This is a genomic window from Bradyrhizobium sp. Arg816 (genome assembly GCF_029989365.1).
In the GTDB taxonomy this organism is placed as follows: Bacteria; Pseudomonadota; Alphaproteobacteria; order Rhizobiales; family Xanthobacteraceae; genus Bradyrhizobium.
In genome coordinates, this window is record NZ_JAPRAQ010000034.1 from 1 (window position 1) to 24,222 (window position 24,222).

Below are 24,222 nucleotides of genomic sequence, written 5' to 3' on the forward strand. Positions count from 1 at the left end.
ACGATCTCGCCCGGCTCGATGCGATAGCCGCGGATCTTCACCTGATCGTCGTTGCGGCCCAGGAACTCAAGATTGCCGTCCGGCAGATAACGTGCAAGGTCGCCGGTCCGGTACAGCCGATCGCCCTTGACAAAGGGACTGGCGATGAACCGCTCCGCTGTCAGCTCAGGGCGGTTCAGGTAGCCCCGTGCCACCCCCGCCCCGCCAATGTAAAGCTCGCCCACCGCGCCGAACGGCACGGGCGCGCCATGGCCATCCAGCAGGTACACCCGCGTGTTGGCGATTGGACGACCGACGTGAGGCATCTGGGGCCAACATGACGGATCAGCTGCAAGGTGGTGTTCGGAAATGACGCTGATTTCCGTGGACCCATATTGATTGATCAACCTCGCGTTCGGGTGTGCTTCGAAGAACGCCCTAAGCAGTGGAGTGGCCTGCAATCGCTCGCCGGCTGTATAAAGCTCTCTTAAAGAGGGCAGCTGCGCGCGCTGCGTGCTCCAGACTTCCGCAAAATGATTCAATGCCACGAACGGGAGGAAAAGCCGCTCGATCGCCTCCCGCTCTACAAATTCCAGCAGGTCGGAGAAGCGCCTCCGGGTCTCTTCCCGCACGAGCACAAGCGCTCCGCCGTCCTTCCAACAGATGAACAATTCCTGGCAGGACACATCGAAGTTCAGGGTCGCGAATTGAAGTGTGCGCAGTTTTGACGTGCCAATCCCCGCAAGCGAATTCACAAGCGCGCCATGGGACATTTCAACGCCCTTGGGGATGCCGGTTGAGCCGGAGGTATAGATGACATAGGCGAGATGGCGCGATGTGAGGCCAAGCGTGACTGGGTCCGGGTTCGAAGGCGGCCGCTCGCCCCAAGTCGGGGTCGCCGTCTCCAGATCGACCACCGTCACATCGGCCTCGCCTTCGCCGCCCAATGCGGTTCGACCGGCGACATCGCAAAGCAGCAGTTTCGGTTTTGCATCGTCGACAATCTGCCGCATCCGCGCTGACGGATAAGCCGGATCTAGCGGCAGATAGGCGCCGCCAGCCTTCATGATCGCCAAGACACCGACCACCATCGCTAGGCTGCGTTCGAGGCAGATCGCCACCGGCTGGTCCGGCATGACCCCGAGCTCGATCAGATGATGCGCCAGCCGGTTGGCCCGCGCATTGAGCTCGCCATAGCTCAGTCTCTCCTTCTCATGGACCACCGCCACCGCTTCCGGTGCGTTTTGCACCTGCGCCTCGAACAGCTCATGGATACATCGCTCATACGAACAAGGCGCCGCTGTCCGATTCAAATCCTCCAGTAGATACGCGCGCTCGTCAGTCGGCAGAATGTCGATTCGGCCGACAGGCTGCCCCGCATCGTCCATCACGCCGCGTAACAAAGCTTGCAAATGTTGCCTCATGCGGTCGATCTGCTTGGGCGCCAATTGAGCGGCATCAAAATGCCAGCGGAAGCTCCCATCCAGAGCGCGAACCTCAAAGGTCAGCAGATCGCCGCATAAGGCTTGGCCAGCCTTGTGGCTTGTCGTCAGATCGTCGGCGACGGAGCTGCTCTCTGCGGTTATTGCGATGCCGATCGGCCAAGGCTGGCGCGCCCGTAGCGCCTCCACACTTCGCAATGTCGGGCAGCGCGCAAAAAGATCTCGGGCAAAGCTAGCGTGCGCCCTCAGCTGAGCGATTTCGGCCGCTACGGTTTTGCGCACTTCCTCAAAATCGAGACCAAGCTCAATGCAAACATCCATCGGCACGACGCAGGCGATCAACACCTCGTCGAGTTTGGAGCCAGTTTGCAATCCATCCCTTGCAGGCTTCCATCCCAGTTGAAACTCTTTTTCCCCCGTCATCCGAGCGAGATAGATCAGCCAAGCCGTTACCAGATATTCCGACCGATCTTGTGGGGAAAGTTTAGCCAAAGCGCTTGGGCTGAACCACGAACTCGACTGCCATCGGGAAGGCGCCGCAGCCACGGACGATGACACGAAAGGAGGATGCAATATTCTAAACTGCTCGAGCCGCCGTCGCCAAAACTCCTCCCGGCGCGCCAGCAGTTCATGTGCGGCAGATATGCTCTGCACCTGTTCATCGCTCAAGATCGGAAGGCGACTTCCTTGATTCACGCAAATCGCTCACACTGGTTCGAATCCGTTTTGGGGCTTAGGCTGGTCTGCATTGATGTGGCGAAACCCGCCGAAGCAGATCACGCAATCTTCCAACCCGCCGCATCACCAAATATGGTGCCGGCAGTATCGCAGCTGCCACTCAACCGCGTCAGAGTTTCTGGTAAGCGTTCCCATCGAACGACTTCTCCTCTATGGCGCTCTTTAGAGGATTACGCATGTATCGTGCCAAAGGTGAAATCGAGTGCAATCAATGCGATAGCCACAGCAGAGCTATGTCAGCTGTCCAACAGCGTCGCCAGACATCGTACAACTGAGCGCGCTATCAATCGGCACAAGCCTCCGCTCGCCTGGTCTTCCGGACAGGGGAAAATGGATCTGGAATGCCAAAGCAATTTGTAATCAGCCGAAGCGCATCGCGTGCGCCTTTGGTAAAACCGTGACAAAGACTTTTTCTGAGGTCCGCGCGTGCGGTACCAGGCAGTGCTGGATCGCTCGAGTAAATGTCTCTCGGAATTAGCGGCAGTTCATGCTGGATTGGCGTTTATTCGAATCGCTCAATATGTGGAGCCTGCCGGGTCGTCGAGCTTGTGGCGCTCGGTTCCGGTCAGGGGCGGGTTGAAGATGCTAACGAGGATCATGTCCTTGTCCCGTCCCCCGCGCAGGAAATGCTTGTCATGCTTGTCAAGCACATACATGTCACCCCTGCGAATGGGAAAGACATTGCCGTCCATGTCCTCGACCTCGCCCTCTCCGCCGATGCAGTAGCAGGCTTCGAGATGATTCCGGTATTGCAGAAGCGAAACGGTGTTAGCGCGCACCACGGTGTGGCAGATGCTAAAACCCATGCCGTCCTTATCCGTCAGAAGGCGGTGGCTAGTACCATTGCCCCAATCGACGAAGTGATCGGTTGCTTCGAGGTCGTGCAGGCTACGCACAATCATAGTGTGATTGCCCGGTGCAGGTTGAAGTGATTGATCCAAAAGCTGGAGGCCGTTGTTCTGCCTCGGAACTGCGACTTCCCTGCCGCGCAGCCGACTGCGGGGTCCGTCGAAACAACCAACCGTCGGTCGCGGAGAGCCCGTGCAGTAGTCCTATGGGATCAGCTACACGCAAAAGGCCTGCCATTTGCCCGACGGCGACTAGTGAAAATATCGGCGCGAGGGTATTTCGCAGCCGAGCCCGATCGGCGCGTACCAAATTGATGTTCCACCTTTCGCGTGGTGCCGCCGCTTACCTTTGTATTTCCCAGAATGCAGCCGGAGATATAACCGGCGACATAAACTGTATCCAGTGGCAGATTTGGCAAGCCGTTCCCTTCCTTGCTGTGCCTCTCACCGCGAATACGGTTCGGCAGCGTCTCAGCCAGTAGAGCAAATCTCATGCCGTGGTCGCAGACCGATGAAAGATGAAGTCGTGGCTGTCTCAGCTGGCTAGCGAGTGAGAACGATTGGCTGGGCGTGTAGCCAATCTAACAAACTGCCGAGATATGGCCGAATACAAACAGGTCCGCGAGCGAGAACCGGTCGAGCAGTCCGGCTTTTTAATCCGCTATGGGCAAATGCCGATACAGATTGAGAACCTGATACTCGAGCCGAATGAACTCACGTGCAGGTCAGCAGATCAGGTCCTCCGGGCTAGGCCAACAGCGGGCGGATATCATCGACTATTTGCCGGTTCGCGAGCTCATGATGATGCCGTCGGCGAGAAATCGCGTGGCCCCGAATGGGCGCGTCGTTCGCGGCTCCGCGCCTAGCTTGCCGACCCGTCAGTATTCTCTCACGACGAGCTGAACATCATTTGCCGATGTGCTATACGCATCTTCGTTGAGAACAGCTTTGTTGAGAGTTTCGATGTCTCTTTCGATTGGATTGATTGTCGACGGCTATGTGAAACTAAACGACCGCAGCGCGCTGGAGGACCTTCTGGCGCATCGGCGGGAGCTACTGCAGCAGTTGAACTGCGTTACCGGAATTGATCCGAAGCCAGCGATCGCTCAGGTCAGGCAAGACATCACAGTGATCGAAACGGCACTTGCGGCGCTCGCACAGGAGTAAACAGCAACAGCGCACCGGCTCGCTTGAGTTGATGGCGCTCCGGCGCCGAACACTGAGTTCGCCTCGTTTCCGGACGAAGGTTATTAGCGCGACGCCTCACCGGCATCGTGGCGCGCAAGGGCGCGTGCGCCAAGGTTTGGATGCGCTGCCTGTTATGCGAGCTGCTCTCTCGTTTCAGCGATCGGCCTCGCAGCGAGCGCGCACCAACCGATTCACATCGGATAACGCCGCGTCTTGGGTGACGTTAGGCCGCCATCGATTTGCGACCACGATACACCTCTGCGAGCTGGCCGGATCGCTATGCCGCAGGCGATGCGACGGCGCGCGCGTTAGCAGGCCAGGATCTTCAGCACCGTGACTTGGAAATTCACCTCAAGGACAAGCCATGTCCTAAATCTATCGCCACATTGTTGGTACTCTGGAAAGTGCTTCCTGACCGATCTGTTTAAGCAGATCGGGGCGCGTCTCACCTCTGGTGGCGGCCTCCAGGATTTTGGAGGCAACGTAGGCGCGGACGCCCGCGTCATACGGTGAGACGCTCTCGCAAACCTCATCCAGGATCGTGCGCAGAAGCGCGGTCGTGGCACCGTCCAGCATTGGGAGATCTCCCTCATACCATCGAGGAAGATAATGGGCACTTGCTGGACCGCAACTCAAGTACATCAGATCGTATGAGCCTCCGCGACTGCCGGTCAGCCGATTTCCAGCGCGGTGCAATGTCCAGCACCTCTGCGATCGCTGATCCATTGCGGCAGCTCGCTTGATCGGCCTGCTTTTGTTTTCTCGTCGGCCGTCTCGGCTTAACAGACAAGCTTGCTAGAGCTCGGAGGCCAATGTGACGTCCTGCGATCATGCTCTGCGATTATGCACCGCATGCTCGGCCATCTATTGCGCGCCGGACTGATTGGGCGGATGCGGCAGGCCAATGCTCGGATGGTGCTAGTTCGTTGCAGCCTCATCAGGTTCAATTGCGGCTAGAGGATTTGCCGTTTATCGCGCCTGCTGCGTCCAACCAATGCTTCGGCATACCTGCCCCGATGGAGTTGGTAGAAATAGCTTGCCCCTGCCCTGCTCCGATGTCGTTTCACAAGACGGCACCTATCGGCTCCAAACCCGATCGCTTCGCATCCTGCACTGTAAAGGGACATCGGATCAATTCTTGCCGTGAAGCATATCTTTGCGTCAAAAGCCAGCGCCCGTCCACGTCTGGCGACGAAATCGGCCCAGGATCCGGCGCCCGCGCTCAGTGCCCCTTGACTCGCCCCCTGGCCGCTCTTGAGGGAACTTCGGCTTTATGCAGCTTAGGAAGTTGTCTGCGCGATCGTGACGTAATTTCATGGTCATGGGCGTGTGGTTATTGATCCATAATCGCACGTATTGGCAGCACAGGATTTTGAGCGAACCTCCTTTGGCAATGCCCGCTTGCAGGCGGATGATCTCGGTAGCGACTTGCGTTTTGGACATATAAGCCTGGTGTAGCTGAAGGACCCCAGCACGGACACACGAACGTCGCGTTAAAATTCATCGGGGGCGCTGTCGTAATGCAGGATTTGAGCGCGAGAGCGCGGCTCGTTGCATTAATCGATATTGCCATTTTGTTACGGTCTCCGCCCAGAGCAATCACATGCAGCCGGAGGGCGGCATATTCCGCGGCAACATTGTTGGGGCCATTACTGCAACTGAGCATGAGCGACGAGCGAGATAGCGTCGCCAAAAGTGCCGTCGCATCTGGGAGATGGGCGCGAGCCCTTTGCAGGGAGGGAGCTAGCAACCAGCGCACCGCGGGCTGCGTGTGAAACGCTCCGATCTGACGCCGAGGCGCCTCGTTCAGGGAGAGAAGCGACTGGGCTGTTCAGATTATCTGCTGTGTTTGTCGAATCGGAAAGGGAGCTACATGAATCATCTCGGCAGCAGCCATCGTCGCACAACATCTGTGATGACAGACGAACAGCACGAGCTGGAGCGCTGCAAGGAGGAGATTGCGCGCCTCAAACAGCTGGTTGTACGACTTTCTGAAATTGTTTTGCGCTACGTCGTAAAAAGCGCGCCAAGCGGTCAGAATGTCCCGGAGCGCTTGAGCGAGCCGCCGAAGTCATAATGCGGAAAGTGAACTCGCACTTGGCTGCTCTTGGCAGCGTGGGAGCAGCCCCGCCTCGCTCCACCCCGTCAGCGGCAGAGCCAATCTCCGACCGACATCATGAGCTCGAGCGTGGGGCAGTTGTTCAGAACGCAAAGGGCAGTTCCGGATCGCCTTCGAGAGTTCTTCCAGGATGTTGAGGATTTCAGGGCCAATCCATCCGGTTCGACTGGTTCTGAGCGCAATCACTTGCGGATCTGGCTACGATGGCGACCGGACAAGGCTACATTGTCGATCAACCGAGTCGAGCCGACGTACGCTGCGACACAGAGCACCGCCGGATAGCGCAGAGGGCTCTCGGCAATCCTTAGGGTCCCAGTGTCGACAAGCTCAAGGTACTGCAGTCGATCGACCCTTTCCAAATGCTTTCTTGCAAGCGCAATCAGCGTTGCCGCGTCGCGCTCCCCTGAGGCAAACTCTTGCGCTGCGGCGAACAAGCCACGGCTGATCGCAAGGCTCCGACCACGTTCATCCGGGCTGAGATAACGGTTGCGACTGCTCATTGCCAGCCCATCTGGCTCCCGCACGGTTGGCACAGTGACGATCTCGATCGGAAGATTCAGATCAACCGTCATGCGGCGTATCACAGCGCATTGCTGAAAATCCTTCTGTCCAAAGTACGCGACGTCCGGCTGCACCATGTTGAATAGCTTGCAGACAACAGTCGCTACAGCACGAAAATGTCCAGGCCTGAAAGCTCCGCAGAGCGGTTTTGCGAGTTCGCCCGGCTCGACAAAGCTCTCAAATTGAGCCGGATAGATCTCCTCGGCACTTGGCGCGAAGATGATGGAGACCCTGGCCTTGCGGCATAACGCTTCATCGCGCGCGAAGTCGCGAGGGTACCTGCTGAGATCCTCATTTGGGCCGAACTGAGTGGGATTGACGAAGATGCTAACGACAGTGACGTCGCAGTGTCCCCGGCTAGCCGAGATCAGTGCCAGGTGGCCGTCGTGCAGGTATCCCATCGTCGGAACGAATCCGATGCGCTTATCGGCATTGCGAACGTCTGCAAGGGCGCGACGCAGCTCAGCGACCTTCGTAATTACTTGCATTTCTTACCTTGATTCAGGTTGAATTGGAGGGCACCCAGTCGGCGATGGCATGCCGAATCTGATCAGGAAGCCGATAGCACTCCTCTGAGCCCGGGAATGCACCTTTGCGGATATCGGCAGCCCAGCGCGACAGCGCTTCCTGGAACAGCTGGAATCCATTTGTATAGGCACGAACGAATTTGGGGCGATGGCCTTCGGTGAGCCCCAAGACATCATGAAACACGAGCACTTGGCCCGAGCAATCGGGTCCTGCTCCGATCCCGATGGTGGGTATCGTGAGAAATTCGGTCGCTCGCGCCGCGAGCTCGGCAGGAATGCCCTCCAGGACCAGCGCGAAGCAGCCGGCTTCCTGCAGACGGTGCGCGTCATCGAGCAGCCGCAAGGCGGTATCCGTTGTCCTTCCCTGCACCTTGAATCCACCCATGACGTTGACGCTCTGCGGGGTCAGACCGAGGTGTCCCATCACAGGAATTTCGCAATCGACCAAAGCACGTACCATCTCGATGCGTTTGGCGCCACCCTCGAGTTTCACGGCATCGGCGCCACGCTGCAGGAAACCTCCTGCATTGCGAATCGTATCCTCAGAACCGAGATGAAAGCTCAGAAAGGGCATGTCGGCCACAAGCAGGGCATGAGGCCTCGTGCGCGCAACAGCCTCCAGGTGATGATTCATCATGGCCACGCTGACGGGCAGCGTGTTGTCGAATCCCAGGCAGACGTTTCCAACGCTATCGCCGACCAGGATGATATCGACAATGGGATCCGCGATGCGCGCCGCAACCGCATCGTAGGCGGTGGTCATCACGACACGCCGTCCTTTATCCTTCCACTGCTGCAGTGCCGGAATCGTGACACGTTCTCGAGGCTGCTCTGAACTGTGGCTCATATTGAATCCGCTCCCCACACACCGTCGGCGCTTCCTAGAGAAGGCGGGAGAAACCTGTCAATGGCATGGAGGATGGAGACCCCAGTTCTCTAGAACTGGTGGACAGCGCAAAAACAGTCCAATGGTCGCGCAACCATGAGACAAGACCTTCCTCATCGCGATTTCACCATCCGATGGCTCGTCTTCTCGTACAGTTTCAGCGGCTATGCCGGCCGCGGCATCAATCGAGGATCGGCGCTCGCGACCAGCCACCATCTGCACGCGCTTCCTGGGCTGATTGCAGTCTCTCCAAACTGTGAGGGCTCGACCGGGCCGAGCTGCAGATGCACGCGGGGACCTCGTCTTTAGGGCACATCTCCGTGTCTGCCCCCTAGGGGTACTCGTGAGACTTCTGCTTCGGCGCTGGCGCAGCGAGCAAAGCAAACGGATGCCAGGCCAGGAACGTCCAAACGTGACAGGCCGCTGTAAGCGCAGCGAGAATCGCGGTCGAGCAGATGTCGTCGTGAAGGTGCTCAGACCGAGCCAGCCTGCTGGCCCTATAGGTCCTGAAGTCGATTATTTTTGCCGATGTTTCTGTCACTTGATTTCCAGGCGCTCTAGAGGGCCACTCGAAGCCGCAACAAGTCTGACCAGGGCGGTACCGGCACAGCTCGGTCTAGTGCTAAGCCGCTCGCAACCATCGAAGCCATTTCTGATCGGCCTCCCGCCGCACCTTGAAGCGGTTGACGCATTTCGTGGAGCAAAGGGCCGTTCGCCAGCAGTAATGGCGGATCAGCCCAAACTTTCCGCCGCATATGGCGCAGCATGTGGCTGAATGGTCGAGGGAATTACGGAAGCCAATCTGCATTCTCGCCTCCTGTCAGACATTTACTTGGGAAGCCTCGCTGCCCTCTGAGCACAGCACCACGCCCGCACCGAAGGTGCGGTCGCACGGCGGTCCGTCTTCCTGGTTCATGCAGCCATCAAGAGCCTTGACTCTGATGTGCGGCTGCCTCGCGAAGCAGTACTTTCCGCAGAAGGCCTCGCCGAGAGTTTGCTCAAGATAATGGATTTCTCTAATCGTGATTAACGCAATTGGCTCGACATTTCGGCCAAATGCTGCGCCTTTCTTGGCTAGCCCGCAGGATTGCTGCGGCAGTTGCATCGGGAGCGCTTAAAGCAAGTGCTTAAAGCACGATCAGCCTGCGAGCCGTGGGTGCTGCATCCCGTTGCATTATCAAGCGGCAGCAATACGGACACTTTCGCCTTGCAAGATCCTGTCACTGCAGACGATTGCATAGTCTCACGCATCTCACATCAGCAAGTCAGCAGCGTCTCGGATGGCAGCATAGATTTCATCAAGGTCGGCCGCCGTAACGCAGTAAGGCGGCATCACGTAGATCGTGTTACCGAGTGGGCGTAACAGCAGATTCCGCGCTTGGAAGAAAGCCAAAAGCTTCGGCCCGATGTCCGCCAGATAGCCGGCATCGCTCGTGTTGAGTTCAAGCGCTGTGACTGTTCCTGTGCGTCGGACGTTTGCGAACCGTGAATCGGCGCGGAATGGCGCGAGTGCCTGTTCTTGCATGCTGGCCAAGGATGCCAGCCGCCGGCGATATTCCTGATCGTGCCATAGCTCCAGATTAGCCTTGGCGGCGGCACAGGCCACTGGATTGGCCGTATATGAGCTCGAATGAAAAAACGTACGCGTGCGATCTTCAGAATAATGCGCATCGAAAATATCGGCACGACAGAGTGTGACGGCGAGCGGCAGCGCCCCAGCCGTGAGGCCCTTCGAATAGCAGGCAATATCGGGCGTGACATCGGCTTGCTCACACGCAAACAAGGTACCCGTCCGGCCCCAGCCCGTCATGACCTCGTCGGCAATGAAGAGGACGTCGAAGGCTTCGCAGATCCGCTTCATCTCTCTTAGCACCGAGGGAGAATACATTAGCATTCCACCGGCACCCAATATCAGGGGCTCCACGATAAAGGCTGCGGGATGTTCGTTTCGACACGCGTTTTCAAGCGCATCGAGCGCTATTTGCTCACGATCTCTTGCCGGGAACGGAATCGAGGTCACCTCGAACATCAGCGCCCCGTAGGCCGCATTGAAGACGCCTCGGCTACCTACCGACATCGCCCCGATCGTGTCGCCATGGTACGAGTGCTGCATCACCACAATTTGGGTTCGCTGTCTTCCGGTATTATGCCAGTAGCCGAGCGCCATTTTCAGCGCGACTTCGACGCTGGTCGACCCGCTATCGGAGAAGAACACATGCTCCAGCGCTGGGGAGGTGACCTTCAATAGTTCCGTCGCAACTTGCTCAGCCGGGTCGTGGGTGTATCCGGCGAAAATGACCTGGTTGAGCTTGCCTGCCTGTTCTCGGATCGCGTTCACGATGCATGGATGGCAATGGCCGTGGGTCACGACCCACCAGGAGGAGATTGCATCGATAAGGCGTCGGCCATCTTCGGTGTAGAGATAAGCCCCCTCTCCCCGCAGCACCTTCGTCATGTCTCGCTGTAGGGCATGCTGCGTGAACGGGTGCCAGATCGGCGACCTCTTGGCTATCTTCATAGGTTCAGGAAATCACTTCTAACAAAGGAGTCATTGAAAGCGGCCTGCAGCCTATCGTCCGTGAGGGGAACAAGCCACGGGAGCCGTCCCAACCAACGCACTCTCCCGATCTCGCAAATCGCACTTTCAGTTTCGGCGTTTCTTTCGCCAATGAACGCAATTCCGAGGATTGGAATCTGACGCTTCCGCAGAGCTTCTATGGAGAGCAGAGAATGATTGATCGTGCCCAGTCCCGTCCTTGCGCAAAGCACGACGGGAAGCTGCCAGCGCTCGAAGATGTCGATGTAAAGCGTGCGCGCTGTCAGCGGCACCATGAGTCCGCCGGCGCCCTCGATCACGAGCTGCCGCTCGCCGCTGTCCGGCAGTCGAAGCGTCTCTGTATCTATGCGAACGCCGTCGATCTCCGCGGAGTAATGGGGCGACGCAGGCCTTCGAAGTCGATAGAGCTCCGGGACAATCCGATCGGATGAGAGGCCGCCGAGGCGGCGGACGCACTCGGAGTCGGTCTCTTGTTCGAGTCCAGCCTGGACCGGCTTCCAGTAATTCGCGCCGAGAAGGCCGGCGAGCCCTGCGGAAAATACCGTTTTGCCGACCCCGGTGTCCGTACCAGTCACGACGATCCGCTTATTCGTCAAAACGAGCCTCTCGTTACCTCAACCAGCGTATCGAGCATTGCGCGCACGTCCGCCTCCCCAACATTGAGTGTCAATGAAATTCGCAAGCGGGCGGTGCCTGCAGGGACGGTTGGCGGCCGAATTCCGCGGATATCGAAGCCGCGCGCCTGCAGAGCAGAGGCAAGTCGCATTGCATGAGCATTGTCACCTACGATGTACGGCACGATCTGAGAGGTCGATGGTGTGCGCAAACCAAGCGAGGTGATCTGCCGATGCGCAAATGCAACGAGTTTGGCCAGCCGTTGCTGTCGCTCCGGCTCTTTCTGCAGGACGAGGAGTGCCTCTCGAACGGCAACGGCCATCAAAGGTGACGGGGCGGTGGCAAAAATAAACGGACGGCAGCGGTTGACCATGAAATCGCGCAAGATGCCGGAGGCCGTAACAAGTGCACCCGCCGCACCGAGCGCTTTGCCGCAGGTATGAACGACGATGAGATTTTCGCGCCTGTCATAAGGGGCCGTGAGCCCTCGTCCCTGATGCCCGTAAGCGCCTGTGGCATGAGCCTCATCCACGATCAGAAACGCGTCTTGGCGATCGGCGATTGCCACCAGCTCTTCGAGTGGAGCGAAGTCCCCATCCATACTGTAGAGACTTTCGGCCACAATCCAGACGCGGCCCGCTCCACCTTTGGTTCGCCAGTCGCGAATTGCGTCTTCGACTGACTGGGGATCATTGTGCGCGTGAATTCGACACTCTGCGCGGCCGGCCCGCGCCCCCTCGTGAATACTGGCGTGCACGAGCGAATCGAGAACGAGCAGATCGCCGCGCTGCGGCAGCGTTGTCAGGAGGGCAAAATTCGCGATGTAGCCGCCTCCAAAGAAAAGCGCTGCCTCCGCGCCAAAGAACTGAGCCGCTTCCGTTTCGAGCCGTTCATGCTCCTCGCAATTGCCGCGCAGAAGCCGTGACCCGCCGGCTCCAACCGGAGTGCCCGCCTCGAGCGCGGCGACCATTGCCTTTTTGATGCACGAGGCGCCCCCGAGCGCCAGATAGTCGTTCGATGCGAAATCGATCCCCACGCGCGGCTTGAGGCAGCGCAGCCGTTTATCTTCGTTCAAGGCATTCAACGCTGTGACATAGGGACTAAGTCTAGCTGTTTGGATTGACCGCATTCACCACTCCCATCGATCGCATCAAATCACGAAACACTGCGTTGGCCGTTTAAGAAGGAAGGATGACCCGTTAGGATCAACTTGCCAGGATGCGATTGTCTCCGTCCACACGCACAATGCGTGGCTTGAATATCTTTGCTTCGGCCTCGTCGAATGAGGCATATGCAACGATGATTATTTTGTCTCCGGGCATCGCAAGTCGTGCGGCCGCACCGTTCAGGCTTATCGTGCCAGACCTCGGCGGCGCCTCGATCACGTAGGTGGCAAAGCGCATTCCTGTTTCCACATTGTAGATTTCGACGCGCTCGTTGATCACCATTCCTGCTGCCTCCAGGAGCGTACGATCTATTGAGATCGAGCCTTCATAGTGCAGATCAGCTTCGGTCACCGAGGCGCGATGGATTTTGCCCTTCATCAAAGTTATCTGCATTTCTCACCTAGGCTGGATGTAGGGGCAACATATTGCGCGCACTGCTTTCGTCAGGCGAGCCCGGACGAGATGCCGAGCCGGGCCAGCAGATCCGCATCGCGATCAACTTTCGGGTTTTTGGTGGTCAAGAGCACGTCGCCGATGAAGATTGAATTTGCGCCGGCCAAGAAGCAAAGCGCCTGCAATTCGTCGGTCATGTATTGCCGCCCGGCGGACAAGCGAACCACACTCCTCGGCATCATGATCCGCGCGGTCGCCAGCAGCCGGACCAGTGCGATCGGATCGGGAGGCTCCGCGGTGTCTTCCACCGGCACGCCCTCGATCTTGTTCCACAGGTTGATCGGCACGCTTTCGGGATGGTCGGGAAGATTGGCGAGCAGCACGAGCATAGCTAGGCGGTCCTCGACGCGCTCGCCCATGCCGATAATCCCGCCGCAGCAGATCTGGATGCCAGCATCGCGCACATGCGCCAGCGTATCGATGCGGTCCTGCAGGCTGCGGGTGGTGATGATCTTCCTGTAAAACTCGGGCGATGTGTCGATGTTGTGATTGTAGAAGTCAAGGCCGGCCTCGGCGAGGCGCGCGGCCTGCTTTGGCGTCAGCATGCCGAGCGTGACGCACGTTTCCATGCCGAGTCCTTTGACCGCGTTGACCATGTCGCAGACGGAATCAAGATCGCGATCTTTTGGCGCGCGCCAGGCCGCGGCGATGCAGAAGCGCGTGGCGCCGGCATCCTTCGCGCGCTGGGCGGTCGAAACCACATCGGCGCAACGCATCAGACGGGTGGCTTTCAGGCCGGTCTCGTAATGCGCGCTTTGCGAGCAGTAACCGCAGTCTTCCGGACAGCCGCCGGTCTTGATGCTGAGCAGGCTCGCAGTTTCGACGTGGTTTGGATCGAAGTTCTTGCGATGAGCGCGCTGCGCCTGAAGCATCAGGTCGGCAAAAGGAAGGTCGTAGAGCGCCTTAGCCTCTTCGACGTTCCAATGATTACGAACCTGCGCCCCGTTGCTTGCTTCCTTCCGTTGGACTTGCGCAGCAGCATCCATAACCCAATCCCGCTCAATTGTAGATAATCGCGTCAATTATCTATGGTCATTGCTCTCGAAGAGATGCTAATCGAGCTGCCTCGCAAATGCACCGGTTATTGCGGTAGATAATCTATGATCACTGCTGACAACATGACAACAGTCGCGCGCATCGCGGACTCAATCGCTGAGCGCATTATCAGCGGCGCCTTAGAGCCAGGCTCGCCACTCCGTCAGGATCACGTGGCACGAGAATTCAATTCGAGCCACGTCCCCGTGCGCGAGGCCTTTCGGCAGCTGCAGGCACAACATCTTGTTGTCGCTGTGCCGCGTCGCGGTGTTCGGGTTGCCCCGCTCGATACCCGTTCAGTGAAGGAGATCGCCGAAATGCGCGCCGCGCTCGAAGTGGTGGCATTGCGCCATTCGGCGCCAAGGCTCACGACAGCTCATTTGGCTCGGATCGAGCTCGCCTTGATCGAAGGAGACAATGCAAAGACGATCGAGGAGTTTGAGATGGCCAACCGCGCCTTTCACCAAGCCTTGGTCGCGCCGTGCGGAATGCCGCGTCTGCTCGCGAGCCTCGATGGACTGCAGCTTGCCAATTCTCGATTGGTGTTCGCGATGGCGCGATCGGTGGGCTGGCGACCGCGCTCCAATCAAGATCACCGCCTAATTCTGCAAGCCTTGCGAACGCGCAACGTCGATCAAGCCTGTAACCTGCTCACGCGGCACATTCAAACCATTGAGCGCCTCGCCCTTCCGGCGTCCTGAGCAAATCTGGCAAGCTTCATTGCGGATCGCTGACGATCGCAAGCGACGATCATGTGCCAAGCGACTAGCCTCATTGCAACGGGCTCTATTCCCAGATAGTTATGGCACCCGCTAGCGACATCTCCACGGACAGCCATGATTCGTCACATCGTCTTCTTCAGCGCCAAGGACGAGGCGCATATCGACCAGATCATCGAAGGTCTTTCGCTTCTCACCACGATACCACATGCGCGCCGGCTTGAGGTTGCCCGCAACCGCAAGACCGATCAGCTCGGCAACGATATCGACATCGTGGTCTATGGTGAGTTCGACAGCGAGGCGGAGCTCGCAGCGTACAAAGCGCACGATCTCTACCAGGAGTCGATTAAACGCGTCCGACCGATCCGCGAGCTGCGGTTCGCGGCCGACTACAATGTATCAACAGATACCCCTTTCGCCTCCACGGCAGGATGATCCAGGTGCTGTCGCAGCAAAAAGTCCACGGCCGGGTTAACTTGGCAATGGGCCTCAAGTTTCGGTCCATCGCAGACAAGCGTCGTTCTCATCGGGTGGGGCAACAGATGGAACGGCACTTTCACGACGTCAGCCGCCGGTGACCGATAACCAGATGTACGTTCGCGAGTTGCAGTGGGTTGAACCTGTCACAGCGATGCGACGTCTTGGGCATCGATCCCATCTCACGTTTCTCGATAGCGCAGCAAGGCACGAGCTGCTTGGGCGCTACTCATATCTAACGTGCGATCCGTTCAGCACCTATAGGGTCGCGAACGGCCAAGCCAGTTGGAACGGACTGACTCTCGAGGCCGATCCATGGAAAGTCCTTCGCGCGCTACTCGCGAAGTACCCGCAAGAGCATCGTCCCGATCTCCCGCCGTTCCAGGGAGGAGCGGCAGGCTACCTTGCCTACGACATGAACAGGACATTGGAGCGATTGTCTGCGCCGGCAATTGCCGGTCTGGGTTTGCCCCAATCCATCCTGCATTTCTATGACGTGGTCGTCAGCTTCGACCACCGGGATAACAAATGCTGGATCGTCTCGACCGGATGGCCGGAGCAGGATCGCGTGCGACGGAGCGAACGAGCGCGTCGTCGAGCCGACGAGTTTGCACCATTGCTTGCCGGTCCAAAGGCGCCACAGAATGGTTGTCCCAGCAAAGCGGGCGCATGGCGCTCGAACTTCAGCCGCGAGGGCTACATTGCGGCGGTACAACGCGTAATCGACTTGATCCTGGCGGGTGACGCGTTCCAGACGAATATTGCGCAGCGTTTCAGCACCCGCCTGTCGACCTCGTTTGATCCGCTCGCCTTCTATTGCCAGCTACGATCGTTGAATCCGGCGCCTTTTGCGGCCCTGCTGCGATGGGGAAAGCTGACCATCGCATCAAGTTCGCCGGAACGTTTCCTGAAGCTTGAAGGGCGACAAGTCGAGACACGCCCCATCAAGGGCACGATCGCGCGTTCGCCTGATTCCAAGGAAGACCACCGCCGTGCGACTGTTCTCCTCGCTTCCGAAAAGGATCATGCCGAGAACACGATGATCGTCGACCTTTTGCGAAACGATCTGTCACGCGTTTGCACTGCGCATTCGGTCGAGGTTCCGGCCCTGTGTAATCTCGAGTCCTATGCCTCGGTGCACCATCTCGTGTCGATCGTTACGGGGGAACTTGCCGGAGAGGAAGATGCCGTTAGCCTGCTCCGTGCTTGCTTTCCCGGCGGCTCCATTACGGGAGCGCCAAAGCTGCGGTCGATGGAAATTATTACAGAAATCGAGCGCATAGCGCGAGAGGTCTATTGCGGGGCGGTCGGCTTCATCGGCTTCAATGGGCACATGGACACAAACGTTGCGATCCGCACTGTCACGATCGATGGCGACCTGGCTGTGTTTCATGCGGGCGGCGGTATAACGGCCCTGTCGGAGCCCGAGGCCGAATACGAGGAAACGCTCGCCAAGGCAGAGCGAATCTTTGATGCATTTGGTTCTGAGCCAGCTGGTGCATTTTGATTGTCATCATCGATAATTACGATTCCTTCGTGTTCAACATTGCCCGCTATTTCCACAAGCTCGGTGAAGCAACGGAAGTGATCCGCAACGACGCTATCAGCGTCAACGAGCTCCTTGGTCTCAACCCGCGCGCGGTGGTGATATCGCCCGGCCCCTGTAGCCCAACTGAGGCAGGAATATCGACAGCAGTCGTCCGCGAGCTTTCAGGACGGGCACCAATTCTCGGCATCTGCCTTGGCCATCAGTGTATCGCGAGCGTTTTCGGAGGACGGGTGGCGCGCGCGCAACGGCCCATGCACGGTCGGCGCTCATCCGTTGCGCATGACGGCCGAGGGTTATTCAAGGGGCTGCCAAACCCGCTTGACGTCGGACGCTACCATTCTCTTATCGTCCAGCTTGATCAGTCATGTGCGCAGAACCTCATAGTGACAGCGCGTTCGGAGGAAGGCGAGATCATGGCCCTCACGCACGGCTATTATCCAACCTTAGGGGTCCAGTTCCATCCCGAGTCGATACTTACCTCACAGGGGCACGTCCTGCTTATGAACTTCTTGCGACTGACAGAGCATTTCCGAAACCACGCGGAGCAATGAGAGGTTCGGCCTGCCGATCAAGGTGGTGCACCGTTGGTTTCCAACGTGGTTGGAAGGTGCAGCGTCATAATGGCAAGTATTTTGTGGCAATATCAGCGCTATTCAGTCAGCGGCCCGCCTCCGACAGAAACCGGACCTTGCGGCTTCAAGGGCCGGACGTCTCTCTTAACCGGCTTGGATGTGGTGCGCACGGGTGGCGAAGAAGCAGCAGGAGCAGGAGAAGCAACAGGCGCCGGATTCTGCAGGCCCTCGATTCTTTGGGTCAGGGCTGCGATCTGATCCGAGATCCGCTTTAGCTCGACTTGCTGCGCATCGACGTTTCGATTGAGCTCGGCAATTTCATCGGCTGTCTTCTGCTGCCCCGTTTGGATCCCTAAAAGGACGTCCCTATCCTCAGGTGACAAGCCAAGCGTGGGAGGCACGACTTCATGCGCCGACGGCGCCTCGGCAAACGTTTCGATATTCATCAAAAAATAGGCTCCTCCGGCACAAAGAACCAGCAATCCGGCTAGAAGAGCAAAGATCCACCGAAAGCCTTTCGACGGTCTCTGCAGGACCGGCGGCAACTCCGATGCTTGGGATTGATCCGTCACAGCCACACCCCGCTCTCATCATCTCGATCTGCTTTGGTTGTTCTCGTTGCCGCGATAGCAGAGGATGGTCAAGAGCTGCCGCGAGCCGCACCCCCCACTGCATCATTTTCAGCAATGTTGTCCCCAAGGCCGGTCTTGATTGCATCAGGGTTTTTACGAGCTACGCACTGCGCTGCAGGTGGTGAGTTAAATAATGAGGCCCGGTAGAGGGGATTACCCGTGAAGCAAATTCATACCTGCTTGCTCTCGAGAGTGCCGCCTCACGTAAAGGCTGCGCGCGTCGGGGATTTGCTAGGTGACGCTTTCAGCGCGCCTGTGCCTGATTATTTTAGGATCGATAGTTGTACGCGCCGAAGTTCACTTGGCTCAAAATACTGCGCACGCAAAAAGCCCGTGATGGGAGCGCAACCATAAGACTAATTATATCGTTCGATGGAGCGGGACTGCGTTTTTAGTGGGCAACTGCACGAAGCCCAGCCAGGAGATCAGGTCGGCCGTTCAGAAAGACGGGCACTACATGCGAACGACGAAACAATTAGAAGAAGCGGATCTACCGATGCCTGAGCAGATCATCTGCAACCGCCGGTCCTCCATACGGGGAAAACATACCAGCGCCCCTGTCCAGCTGCGTACTATCCTGCGTGAGGTCTCGCAGGGATCCTAGTGCGCCCACAGGTCGAGCTTGGGATCTAAATGAAAGCAAATGCTAGTGAGCAAAGCAGCTCAAGCCCAGCCGCGGTCAGCGCCAACAGGCTGCCGGACACAATGTCATGATTGCGCATGAACCGTTCTTTATAGCGCCCGGAAGCAGCACGAGGGGGCGGCTGCCTTCGTGGTGAACAGCCAATCAGCAGATGACTACTCAAATTGATTGCACTATTCCTGCAGTCTGCTAGGGAAAATGCATTTTTTTAGCGCAATTGTCCCGCTGTTCGGCGGCTACCGGCGAGAACGAATGTATAAAATTTGTGAGGTGTTTGCTGGCCAATAGGCCGTGGGATGCCCGCCCCTCCTCCAAGGCACGGGATATGAGCCGTTTCATAATTGCGATATATCGTTTCGAGTAATCCTTGTTGCAAGCGCGTTCTCCTAGTCCTCCTCGCGGCTTTTACGATCATGTTGGCGGCACGTGACCGGCACCAGAATGGCTTCGTGCCACGCCCAACGGCATTCATGCCCCCGGTCGACGTGCCGTAAGCTAGGCACCTGCCTCTGACCGAAAACGACTTGACGCACTTCATCAATATTGGGCGCACACTCAGACTCATACTTGCGACCTGCACCGCTGCTGTAGGCAGCACATCCTCCGCCCTAGCGTGGGACACCTACGTCATTCTGTTATTGAAAACTGGCGTAGCGGCACTTAAGTCCGGCAGCGCAGGCCCAAGCTCAAGGAGCCGAACGGCACACTTCGCTGGCCGCCGTCCCAAAGTGGGCGGACGACTATAAATTCAACGCCGGAAGGAAAGGACACCTACCGCTGGCATTTCGTCGACATCGACATCGAGCGGCCGACATATGACGTCGCTCTTGATCGCAGGGATGAACACGACCAGGGAACTTGCATCCTCGAGGTCTTCCGGCGGCGATTGCGATCCTCAAAGACAATTCGCGCTCTGAGGGAGAAGGTTGCGCGCGCTGAAGCTCGTTGTCCATCTGGCTGGCGACCTGGAGCAGCGTTGCACGCAAGCGAGCATACGGCGATCAAGGCGGTAACAAATTGCATGTCATCTTGCTCGCGAAGCGATCCGAAGGCATGCGCGCGCCGGCATCCCACAGCATGTGTGAGGACTCTCTCGGGTCGATCTCCAGGCGTATTCGCGGGAATTTAAACTGCCTCGTCTTGGCCGGCGGCGGCTAAGGCATCGTCTGGTCGCGCTGCCCCCATTGATGCTGCGCCTCGCGTCCTGCGTGGCTCCGCGGCTCGGCTACAGGGTCGCGCACCACGGACCTCTTCGGCCCGTCCTCTGAGCATGCTCTACTTTGCCTTCCCTCTCGAAGAAGTCATTAATGCGAATGGAAATGGTGCTGTTCGTTGCTAGGATTACCTAGTCGTTCGTGAACAAGGGTTTAAGCGATTGAGCGGGAGTCTGTTTTTCGGCGGAGGGGGTGTTTGAGATTGCAAGGATTTGGAGCTCAAGACCGCCAACCCTTGCGATTTCGTTTGTGGATTTCCCTTCGTTGCGAACCATGATTCTGTGGTGCATCGGAGGGGACGATACGGCCGAAGAAGCGCAAGACGACGCGATTGAACAATCTGTTCCGGGCGCGGCTGAACCAGCATCAACATGAAGCACGAGCTGGTTCTGCTGGCCGGCAAGATCGATTGGGACTGGATCGACGGTGAGATCGCTCCGCTTTACAGCAAGAACGGCCGGCCTGGGATCGCGACCCGCTTCATGATCGGGCTCTTGCTGCTCAAGCACATTTACGCGCTGTCCGATGAGGGGGCGTGCGACCGCTGAGTTCACGACCTAGAGTTCTTCCAGCACGCTTTCACGCACGAGCGCTCGGACCTGAGCCATTGGCGCAAGCGGCTCGGCGACAAGCTAGAGCTGCTGCTGGCCGAGAGCCTGCGGGTGGCGCACGGGGCCGGCACGTTACGCAGCCAGGACCTCAAGCGCGTCACGGTCGCGGTGCAGCCGAAGGCCATCACCTTTCCGACCGATGCCGAGCTGCTGCATGCGGCCATCAAAGGCCTCAATCGCCTGGCGAGAAGGCACGGGGTCAGGCTCCGGCAATCCTTACGCTCGCGTGGCCAAGGCCGCCGCGATGATGGCTTCCCGCTACGCTCACGCCAAACAGTTCAGGCGGCATGAGCGACAGTTGCGCATCCTGCGTAGCAGGCTCGGCCGGATCATTCGCGACGTCCGCCGCAACATCGAGGGCCAGCCGGCACTGGAGGAGGCCTTCGCCGTTCCGCTCGGCCGGGCCGCGCAGATTCGTTCGCGCAGCAGCGCCAGCGCGGCTGGAAGCTTTATTCCTTCCATGCTCCGGAGGTGGAGTGCATGGGCAAAGCCAAGGCCGCCGCGCCTTACGAGTTCGGCGTGAAGGCCTCCGTCGTCACCAACAATCGCCGCGCTCGGGGCGGCCTGTTCGTGCTGCACCCGAGCGCAATGCCCGACAATCCGTATGATGGGCACCCCCTGCGGGACGTCATCGTGCGCAGCGAGAAGCTCACCGGCTGTCCGATCGAGCGGGCCTATGTGGACAGGGGGTACCGCGGCCACGATGCCCAAAATCCCCGTCGCGTCTTCATCTCCGGCCAGAAGCGCGGCGTCTTCGGTCATCAAGCGCGAGCTGCGCCGTCGCTCTGCCATCGAGCCCATCATCTGGCACATGAACGCCGAAGGCGACCTCGGCCGCTGCTACCTCAAAGGCCGCGCCGGCGACGCCGCCAACGTCATCCTCTCAGCCGTCGGCCACAACTTCCGCCGCATCCTCGCCTGGCTCAAGAACTCTTGGGCCTCTTCCTGGAGTTGCGATAGCGAACGCTCGCCACTCCAACACAGCTCAATCTGGCTTATTAACTCAGGAGTTGGAGCCTGTGGAGCCCAAGGTGCGGTTCATTCGGCCACTGGATCCGGATGCGAAGAAGACCGATGCCGTACCACAAGCGGCAACTATCGAGTCGCTTAACTAGTCTCGTATCGAGTCACCTGCGCGCCCCGCGCTCCGTTCCGGCAAAAGGAGACCCTGGATAGCCGCTAAAAGCGGAACCTAACAGGGACTTGCAGAACGCAGGCGTGAGCTTGCCGCGATGGATCACGACGTCTTCGTGACCCGCTGCAGCTCGAGCGTTCTGCCAGAGGCGATTGTAGCCGCGCTGTTCGTTGGATTTCACGTGGCAAGCGGCGAACTCGGCGTCATCCAATGTCGTTAACTGCCACGCATAGGCCGGCCGTTTCGTATGGATGTGCGCCCACATCGGATTTGGCACCGTACCATTGTCCAGTGGTGCAGGCTGCAGCTTGATCTCGAACAGCTTTCCTGGCTCGCCCTTCAACGCGTGCGGTGGCTCCAAGGGAGCCAACTCCTCGGCCGCCTGCAACCGTTCGAGGTACTTCTGCGAGGGAAACGCATAGGTCTTCATGCAATCGATCTCGATCGAAGCCTTTTGCGCCTTCGAAGTACGTGCCTGCCCCTTAACCTCCGACCACATCGCCTTGAGGCGGACTATTTTTTTTTGCACTTCGGGCACTTGCATAGGCGTGAGTAGGACGCGTCGGCGATGTTCGTCCAGCGCGGATACACAGGCCTCAATCTCCGCGGATTGGCTGTGCAGCCGCTCAACCACGGTGTCCACGACGTGCTCGGCATCTTCGGGCTTCATGTGGCGCGCTTGCGAAATGGCTCTTTGCTCACTGGGCAGATCGAATTGCAAGAGTTCGTCCAATCGCGCGAGCAGGCGCGTCAGTGTCTCCTTCGATGGCGCAGTCTGCCATATCGCCAAGTGTTCCCTCGCCGACGATGACATCCTCGTATGCGCCTCCTCCGCGCTCGCGAGTTTCTTCGTGCCCAGATCCGAGAGCACAATAACCTTGGTGGTTCGCGTCGTGTCGGCGTCGGGCCTAGCGAGCTGCGGCTCGGGCTGCCCGGCCGCCGAACTCCCCGCACCTCCGGCCTGCCTGCGCTTGCCCTTCCCTTTCCTGCGCGCCGGACTGCCTTCGGCCGCCGGGTCGTTACCGGCAGCGTCGGCCGGTAACGCAAGGCCAGCCCCCGTTGGCGGTGCAATGATGGCTGGTGTCTTCGGCTGCACTGCTAGCAGGCGCATGACCTCATGGGCGGTGACCCACGATCCTTCCACGATCTGATCCAACAGATCCAACGGAAGCTCGGGACTTGCTTCCTTATTCCTTAGCTCGGCAACCATGTTAGGCAACGCCGACGCAAATTCCGATAGCCGCTCCAAGACCCCTTCCAGAACGGCGCAGTGCTCTGCGTCGAGGGCTTGTCCTTTGCTGTGCAGAACAGCGTCGCCCGTTGAGAGGAATGCCGGAACAACATCGCCCATGAAGGTTCCGAGTAGACGTGCCCGACCGTTCTCACCCAAGAGAATTTGCCTGACGGCCGGGTCGAGCGTGCTCGCGTGCGACTCAATCATGACCCGCGCGAGAAGGACTTGCGATTGCAGATGCACGCACCTCGTGTTCAGTGCCCAGCCGGTATGCAGCCGTAGTGTCGCCTGTTCAGCCTGTCGAATTTCGGCCGTTGCACTTGGCAAGTTGGCAGTGGCTGCGCAGACGGACTGCATACGTTCAGAGCGCAATGCCTTCTTTTCCCACCACTCCGTGCAGGCCAAATAGTGTTTCGCCGCACTGGAAGCCGCTCGGATCAGTTGGTCGGGCGGAGCATTGGATTGGCGCATCCGCTCGAGTATCTTTCCCGCATTCTCCCTACGCTGCTCCAAGGCGTAGATAGTCGGTGCGGCCAGCGCATTGCATTCGTTTCCCGCATCCAGAGTCCGGTCACGAACTCGGCGAGCCTGATCTTCGGACAGAATGCTGCGCGCCACATCTGGAGACAGGCTCGCGTAGTAGTCCAGAACTGCTGCGCCTGCTTTGACAACCTGATCGATCAGCTCTTGCGCCTCAGACGAGCTCTGAGCGCCCATCGCAGCACTGTGGCAAGCATCAAGTTCCTCAAGCAGGCTGTCCATATTGTGTTTCGCTGCGTTGATCCCCTCGCCGCTTGAGGAAATGGGGACAGCCACACCCGAACCTGAGGGCACGCTCGCGAGCGTCGCCATTCTATCTTCAGGCGCTAACCGCATCCGCTCCACGACGGAGTTGAAAACTCGGTGGCCTTCCGCAGGAACAAAATTTGGCTCCGAATGCGCACTGCTCGATCCCGACGTGCTGTCGGCTCCTGCAGCCCCAACATGCGGTTCGCCAGGTCGGCCAATGCCCGTCATTTCCATCTCCCATACGGTCAACAATGCCAGCGTCCCTGGATAGGCCGCCTTGCTGACGGTTGGCTGACGAAGGATGCTCTCCGGATGCACAACCCCGCCGCCCGAGTTCCAATTTCATGGAAGCTGTTGCGGGGCTGAGGCAGCAATATGGGATGGCCCATAAGGTAGGGGATCGTCGATTGTAGCGCCTGTCCGCATTCCGTTGCCTCGCCGTGACCAGTATGGAAATGTGCGCTGCCACCAAAGTCATTCCCGAATACCGAAAGCCGTCGAGCATGGCGAACCGAGGGTCGATTTTCAGACTT

At 58.6% G+C, this 24,222-nt stretch carries 19 protein-coding genes and 1 pseudogene; 7 read left to right on the plus strand and 13 right to left on the minus strand.

Translation table 11 applies throughout. The features are described 5' to 3' along the window. Together OWC48_RS41865 and OWC48_RS41870 are read right to left on the minus strand one after the other, a co-directional pair. The coding region (locus OWC48_RS41865) for an amino acid adenylation domain-containing protein (RefSeq protein ID WP_282525241.1) at positions 1–2,090 on the minus strand (2,090 nt) is incomplete at its 3' end. Between the two features lie 584 nt (positions 2,091–2,674). Further along, on the minus strand, positions 2,675–3,061 hold the full coding sequence (locus OWC48_RS41870; protein ID WP_282525242.1) for an ectoine synthase: 387 nt from the start codon (positions 3,059–3,061) through the stop codon (positions 2,675–2,677). Between the two features lie 909 nt (positions 3,062–3,970). On the opposite strand from OWC48_RS41870, the gene OWC48_RS41875 reads away from it, so the two are divergent. After that, positions 3,971–4,174: a hypothetical protein gene (locus OWC48_RS41875; protein ID WP_282525243.1), complete on the plus strand. Its 204-nt coding sequence runs from the start codon at positions 3,971–3,973 to the stop codon at positions 4,172–4,174. Positions 4,175–4,570: 396 nt separating this feature from the next. Here the strand turns inward: OWC48_RS41875 and OWC48_RS41880 are convergent, their stop codons facing one another. Then, complete coding sequence (locus tag OWC48_RS41880) at positions 4,571–4,771, minus strand: hypothetical protein (RefSeq protein ID WP_282525244.1); 201 nt, start codon at positions 4,769–4,771, stop codon at positions 4,571–4,573. Positions 4,772–6,068: 1,297 nt separating this feature from the next. On the opposite strand from OWC48_RS41880, the gene OWC48_RS41885 reads away from it, so the two are divergent. Then, positions 6,069–6,272: a hypothetical protein gene (locus tag OWC48_RS41885; RefSeq protein WP_282525245.1), complete on the plus strand. Its 204-nt coding sequence runs from the start codon at positions 6,069–6,071 to the stop codon at positions 6,270–6,272. A 224-nt stretch (positions 6,273–6,496) separates the two neighbouring features. On the opposite strand, the gene panC is transcribed toward OWC48_RS41885, so the two are convergent. The 8 genes from panC to bioB all read right to left on the minus strand — a co-directional run bounded on the left by panC (position 6,497) and on the right by bioB (position 14,065). Next, entirely contained in the window at positions 6,497–7,363 is an 867-nt protein-coding gene (panC, locus tag OWC48_RS41890; protein WP_282525246.1) for a pantoate--beta-alanine ligase, read from the minus strand. 13 nt (positions 7,364–7,376) lie between these two features. Next, entirely contained in the window at positions 7,377–8,249 is an 873-nt protein-coding gene (gene panB / locus OWC48_RS41895; protein WP_282525247.1) for a 3-methyl-2-oxobutanoate hydroxymethyltransferase, read from the minus strand. Positions 8,250–9,108: 859 nt separating this feature from the next. Next, positions 9,109–9,393 (minus strand): hypothetical protein, encoded by a 285-nt coding sequence (locus tag OWC48_RS41900; RefSeq protein ID WP_282525248.1) that lies wholly within the window; start codon positions 9,391–9,393, stop codon positions 9,109–9,111. A gap of 147 nt (positions 9,394–9,540) precedes the next feature. Beyond that, positions 9,541–10,806 (minus strand): adenosylmethionine--8-amino-7-oxononanoate transaminase, encoded by a 1,266-nt coding sequence (locus OWC48_RS41905; protein WP_282525249.1) that lies wholly within the window; start codon positions 10,804–10,806, stop codon positions 9,541–9,543. Next, entirely contained in the window at positions 10,803–11,441 is a 639-nt protein-coding gene (bioD, locus tag OWC48_RS41910; RefSeq protein WP_282525250.1) for a dethiobiotin synthase, read from the minus strand. The genes OWC48_RS41905 and bioD overlap by 4 nt, the downstream gene beginning before the upstream one ends. Beyond that, complete coding sequence (locus OWC48_RS41915) at positions 11,438–12,589, minus strand: 8-amino-7-oxononanoate synthase (RefSeq protein WP_282525251.1); 1,152 nt, start codon at positions 12,587–12,589, stop codon at positions 11,438–11,440. The genes bioD and OWC48_RS41915 overlap by 4 nt, the downstream gene beginning before the upstream one ends. Positions 12,590–12,665: 76 nt before the next feature. Further along, positions 12,666–13,019, minus strand: a complete 354-nt coding sequence (gene panD, locus OWC48_RS41920; RefSeq protein WP_183246843.1) for an aspartate 1-decarboxylase — start codon at positions 13,017–13,019, stop codon at positions 12,666–12,668. A 50-nt stretch (positions 13,020–13,069) separates the two neighbouring features. Next, positions 13,070–14,065, minus strand: coding sequence for a biotin synthase BioB (gene bioB, locus OWC48_RS41925; RefSeq protein WP_282525252.1), 996 nt, complete (start codon positions 14,063–14,065; stop codon positions 13,070–13,072). Positions 14,066–14,179: 114 nt separating this feature from the next. Here bioB and OWC48_RS41930 point away from each other — a divergent pair, with 114 nt between their 5' ends. From OWC48_RS41930 to OWC48_RS41945, 4 genes are all read left to right on the plus strand, one after another. Then, positions 14,180–14,815 carry a GntR family transcriptional regulator gene (locus OWC48_RS41930; RefSeq protein WP_282525253.1) on the plus strand — a complete coding sequence of 212 codons (636 nt, stop codon included), beginning with the start codon at positions 14,180–14,182 and terminating at the stop codon, positions 14,813–14,815. A gap of 135 nt (positions 14,816–14,950) precedes the next feature. Continuing rightward, on the plus strand, positions 14,951–15,268 hold the full coding sequence (locus OWC48_RS41935) for a Dabb family protein (protein WP_282525254.1): 318 nt from the start codon (positions 14,951–14,953) through the stop codon (positions 15,266–15,268). A gap of 154 nt (positions 15,269–15,422) precedes the next feature. Continuing rightward, positions 15,423–16,817 carry an aminodeoxychorismate synthase component I gene (pabB, locus tag OWC48_RS41940; protein ID WP_282525285.1) on the plus strand — a complete coding sequence of 465 codons (1,395 nt, stop codon included), beginning with the start codon at positions 15,423–15,425 and terminating at the stop codon, positions 16,815–16,817. Further along, a complete protein-coding gene (locus tag OWC48_RS41945; protein ID WP_282525255.1) occupies positions 16,814–17,410 on the plus strand; it encodes an aminodeoxychorismate/anthranilate synthase component II in 597 nt (198 codons plus the stop codon). Before pabB ends, OWC48_RS41945 begins: the two co-directional genes overlap by 4 nt. A gap of 98 nt (positions 17,411–17,508) precedes the next feature. On the opposite strand, the gene OWC48_RS41950 is transcribed toward OWC48_RS41945, so the two are convergent. Then, positions 17,509–17,877 carry a hypothetical protein gene (locus OWC48_RS41950; RefSeq protein WP_282525256.1) on the minus strand — a complete coding sequence of 123 codons (369 nt, stop codon included), beginning with the start codon at positions 17,875–17,877 and terminating at the stop codon, positions 17,509–17,511. Positions 17,878–20,221: 2,344 nt separating this feature from the next. On the opposite strand from OWC48_RS41950, the pseudogene OWC48_RS41955 reads away from it, so the two are divergent. Next, positions 20,222–21,491 (plus strand): annotated as a pseudogene (locus tag OWC48_RS41955) (IS5 family transposase). Positions 21,492–21,658: 167 nt separating this feature from the next. On the opposite strand, the gene OWC48_RS41960 reads toward OWC48_RS41955, so the two are convergent. Beyond that, positions 21,659–23,917: a hypothetical protein gene (locus tag OWC48_RS41960; RefSeq protein WP_282525257.1), complete on the minus strand. Its 2,259-nt coding sequence runs from the start codon at positions 23,915–23,917 to the stop codon at positions 21,659–21,661. Positions 23,918–24,222 lie beyond the last annotated feature (305 nt).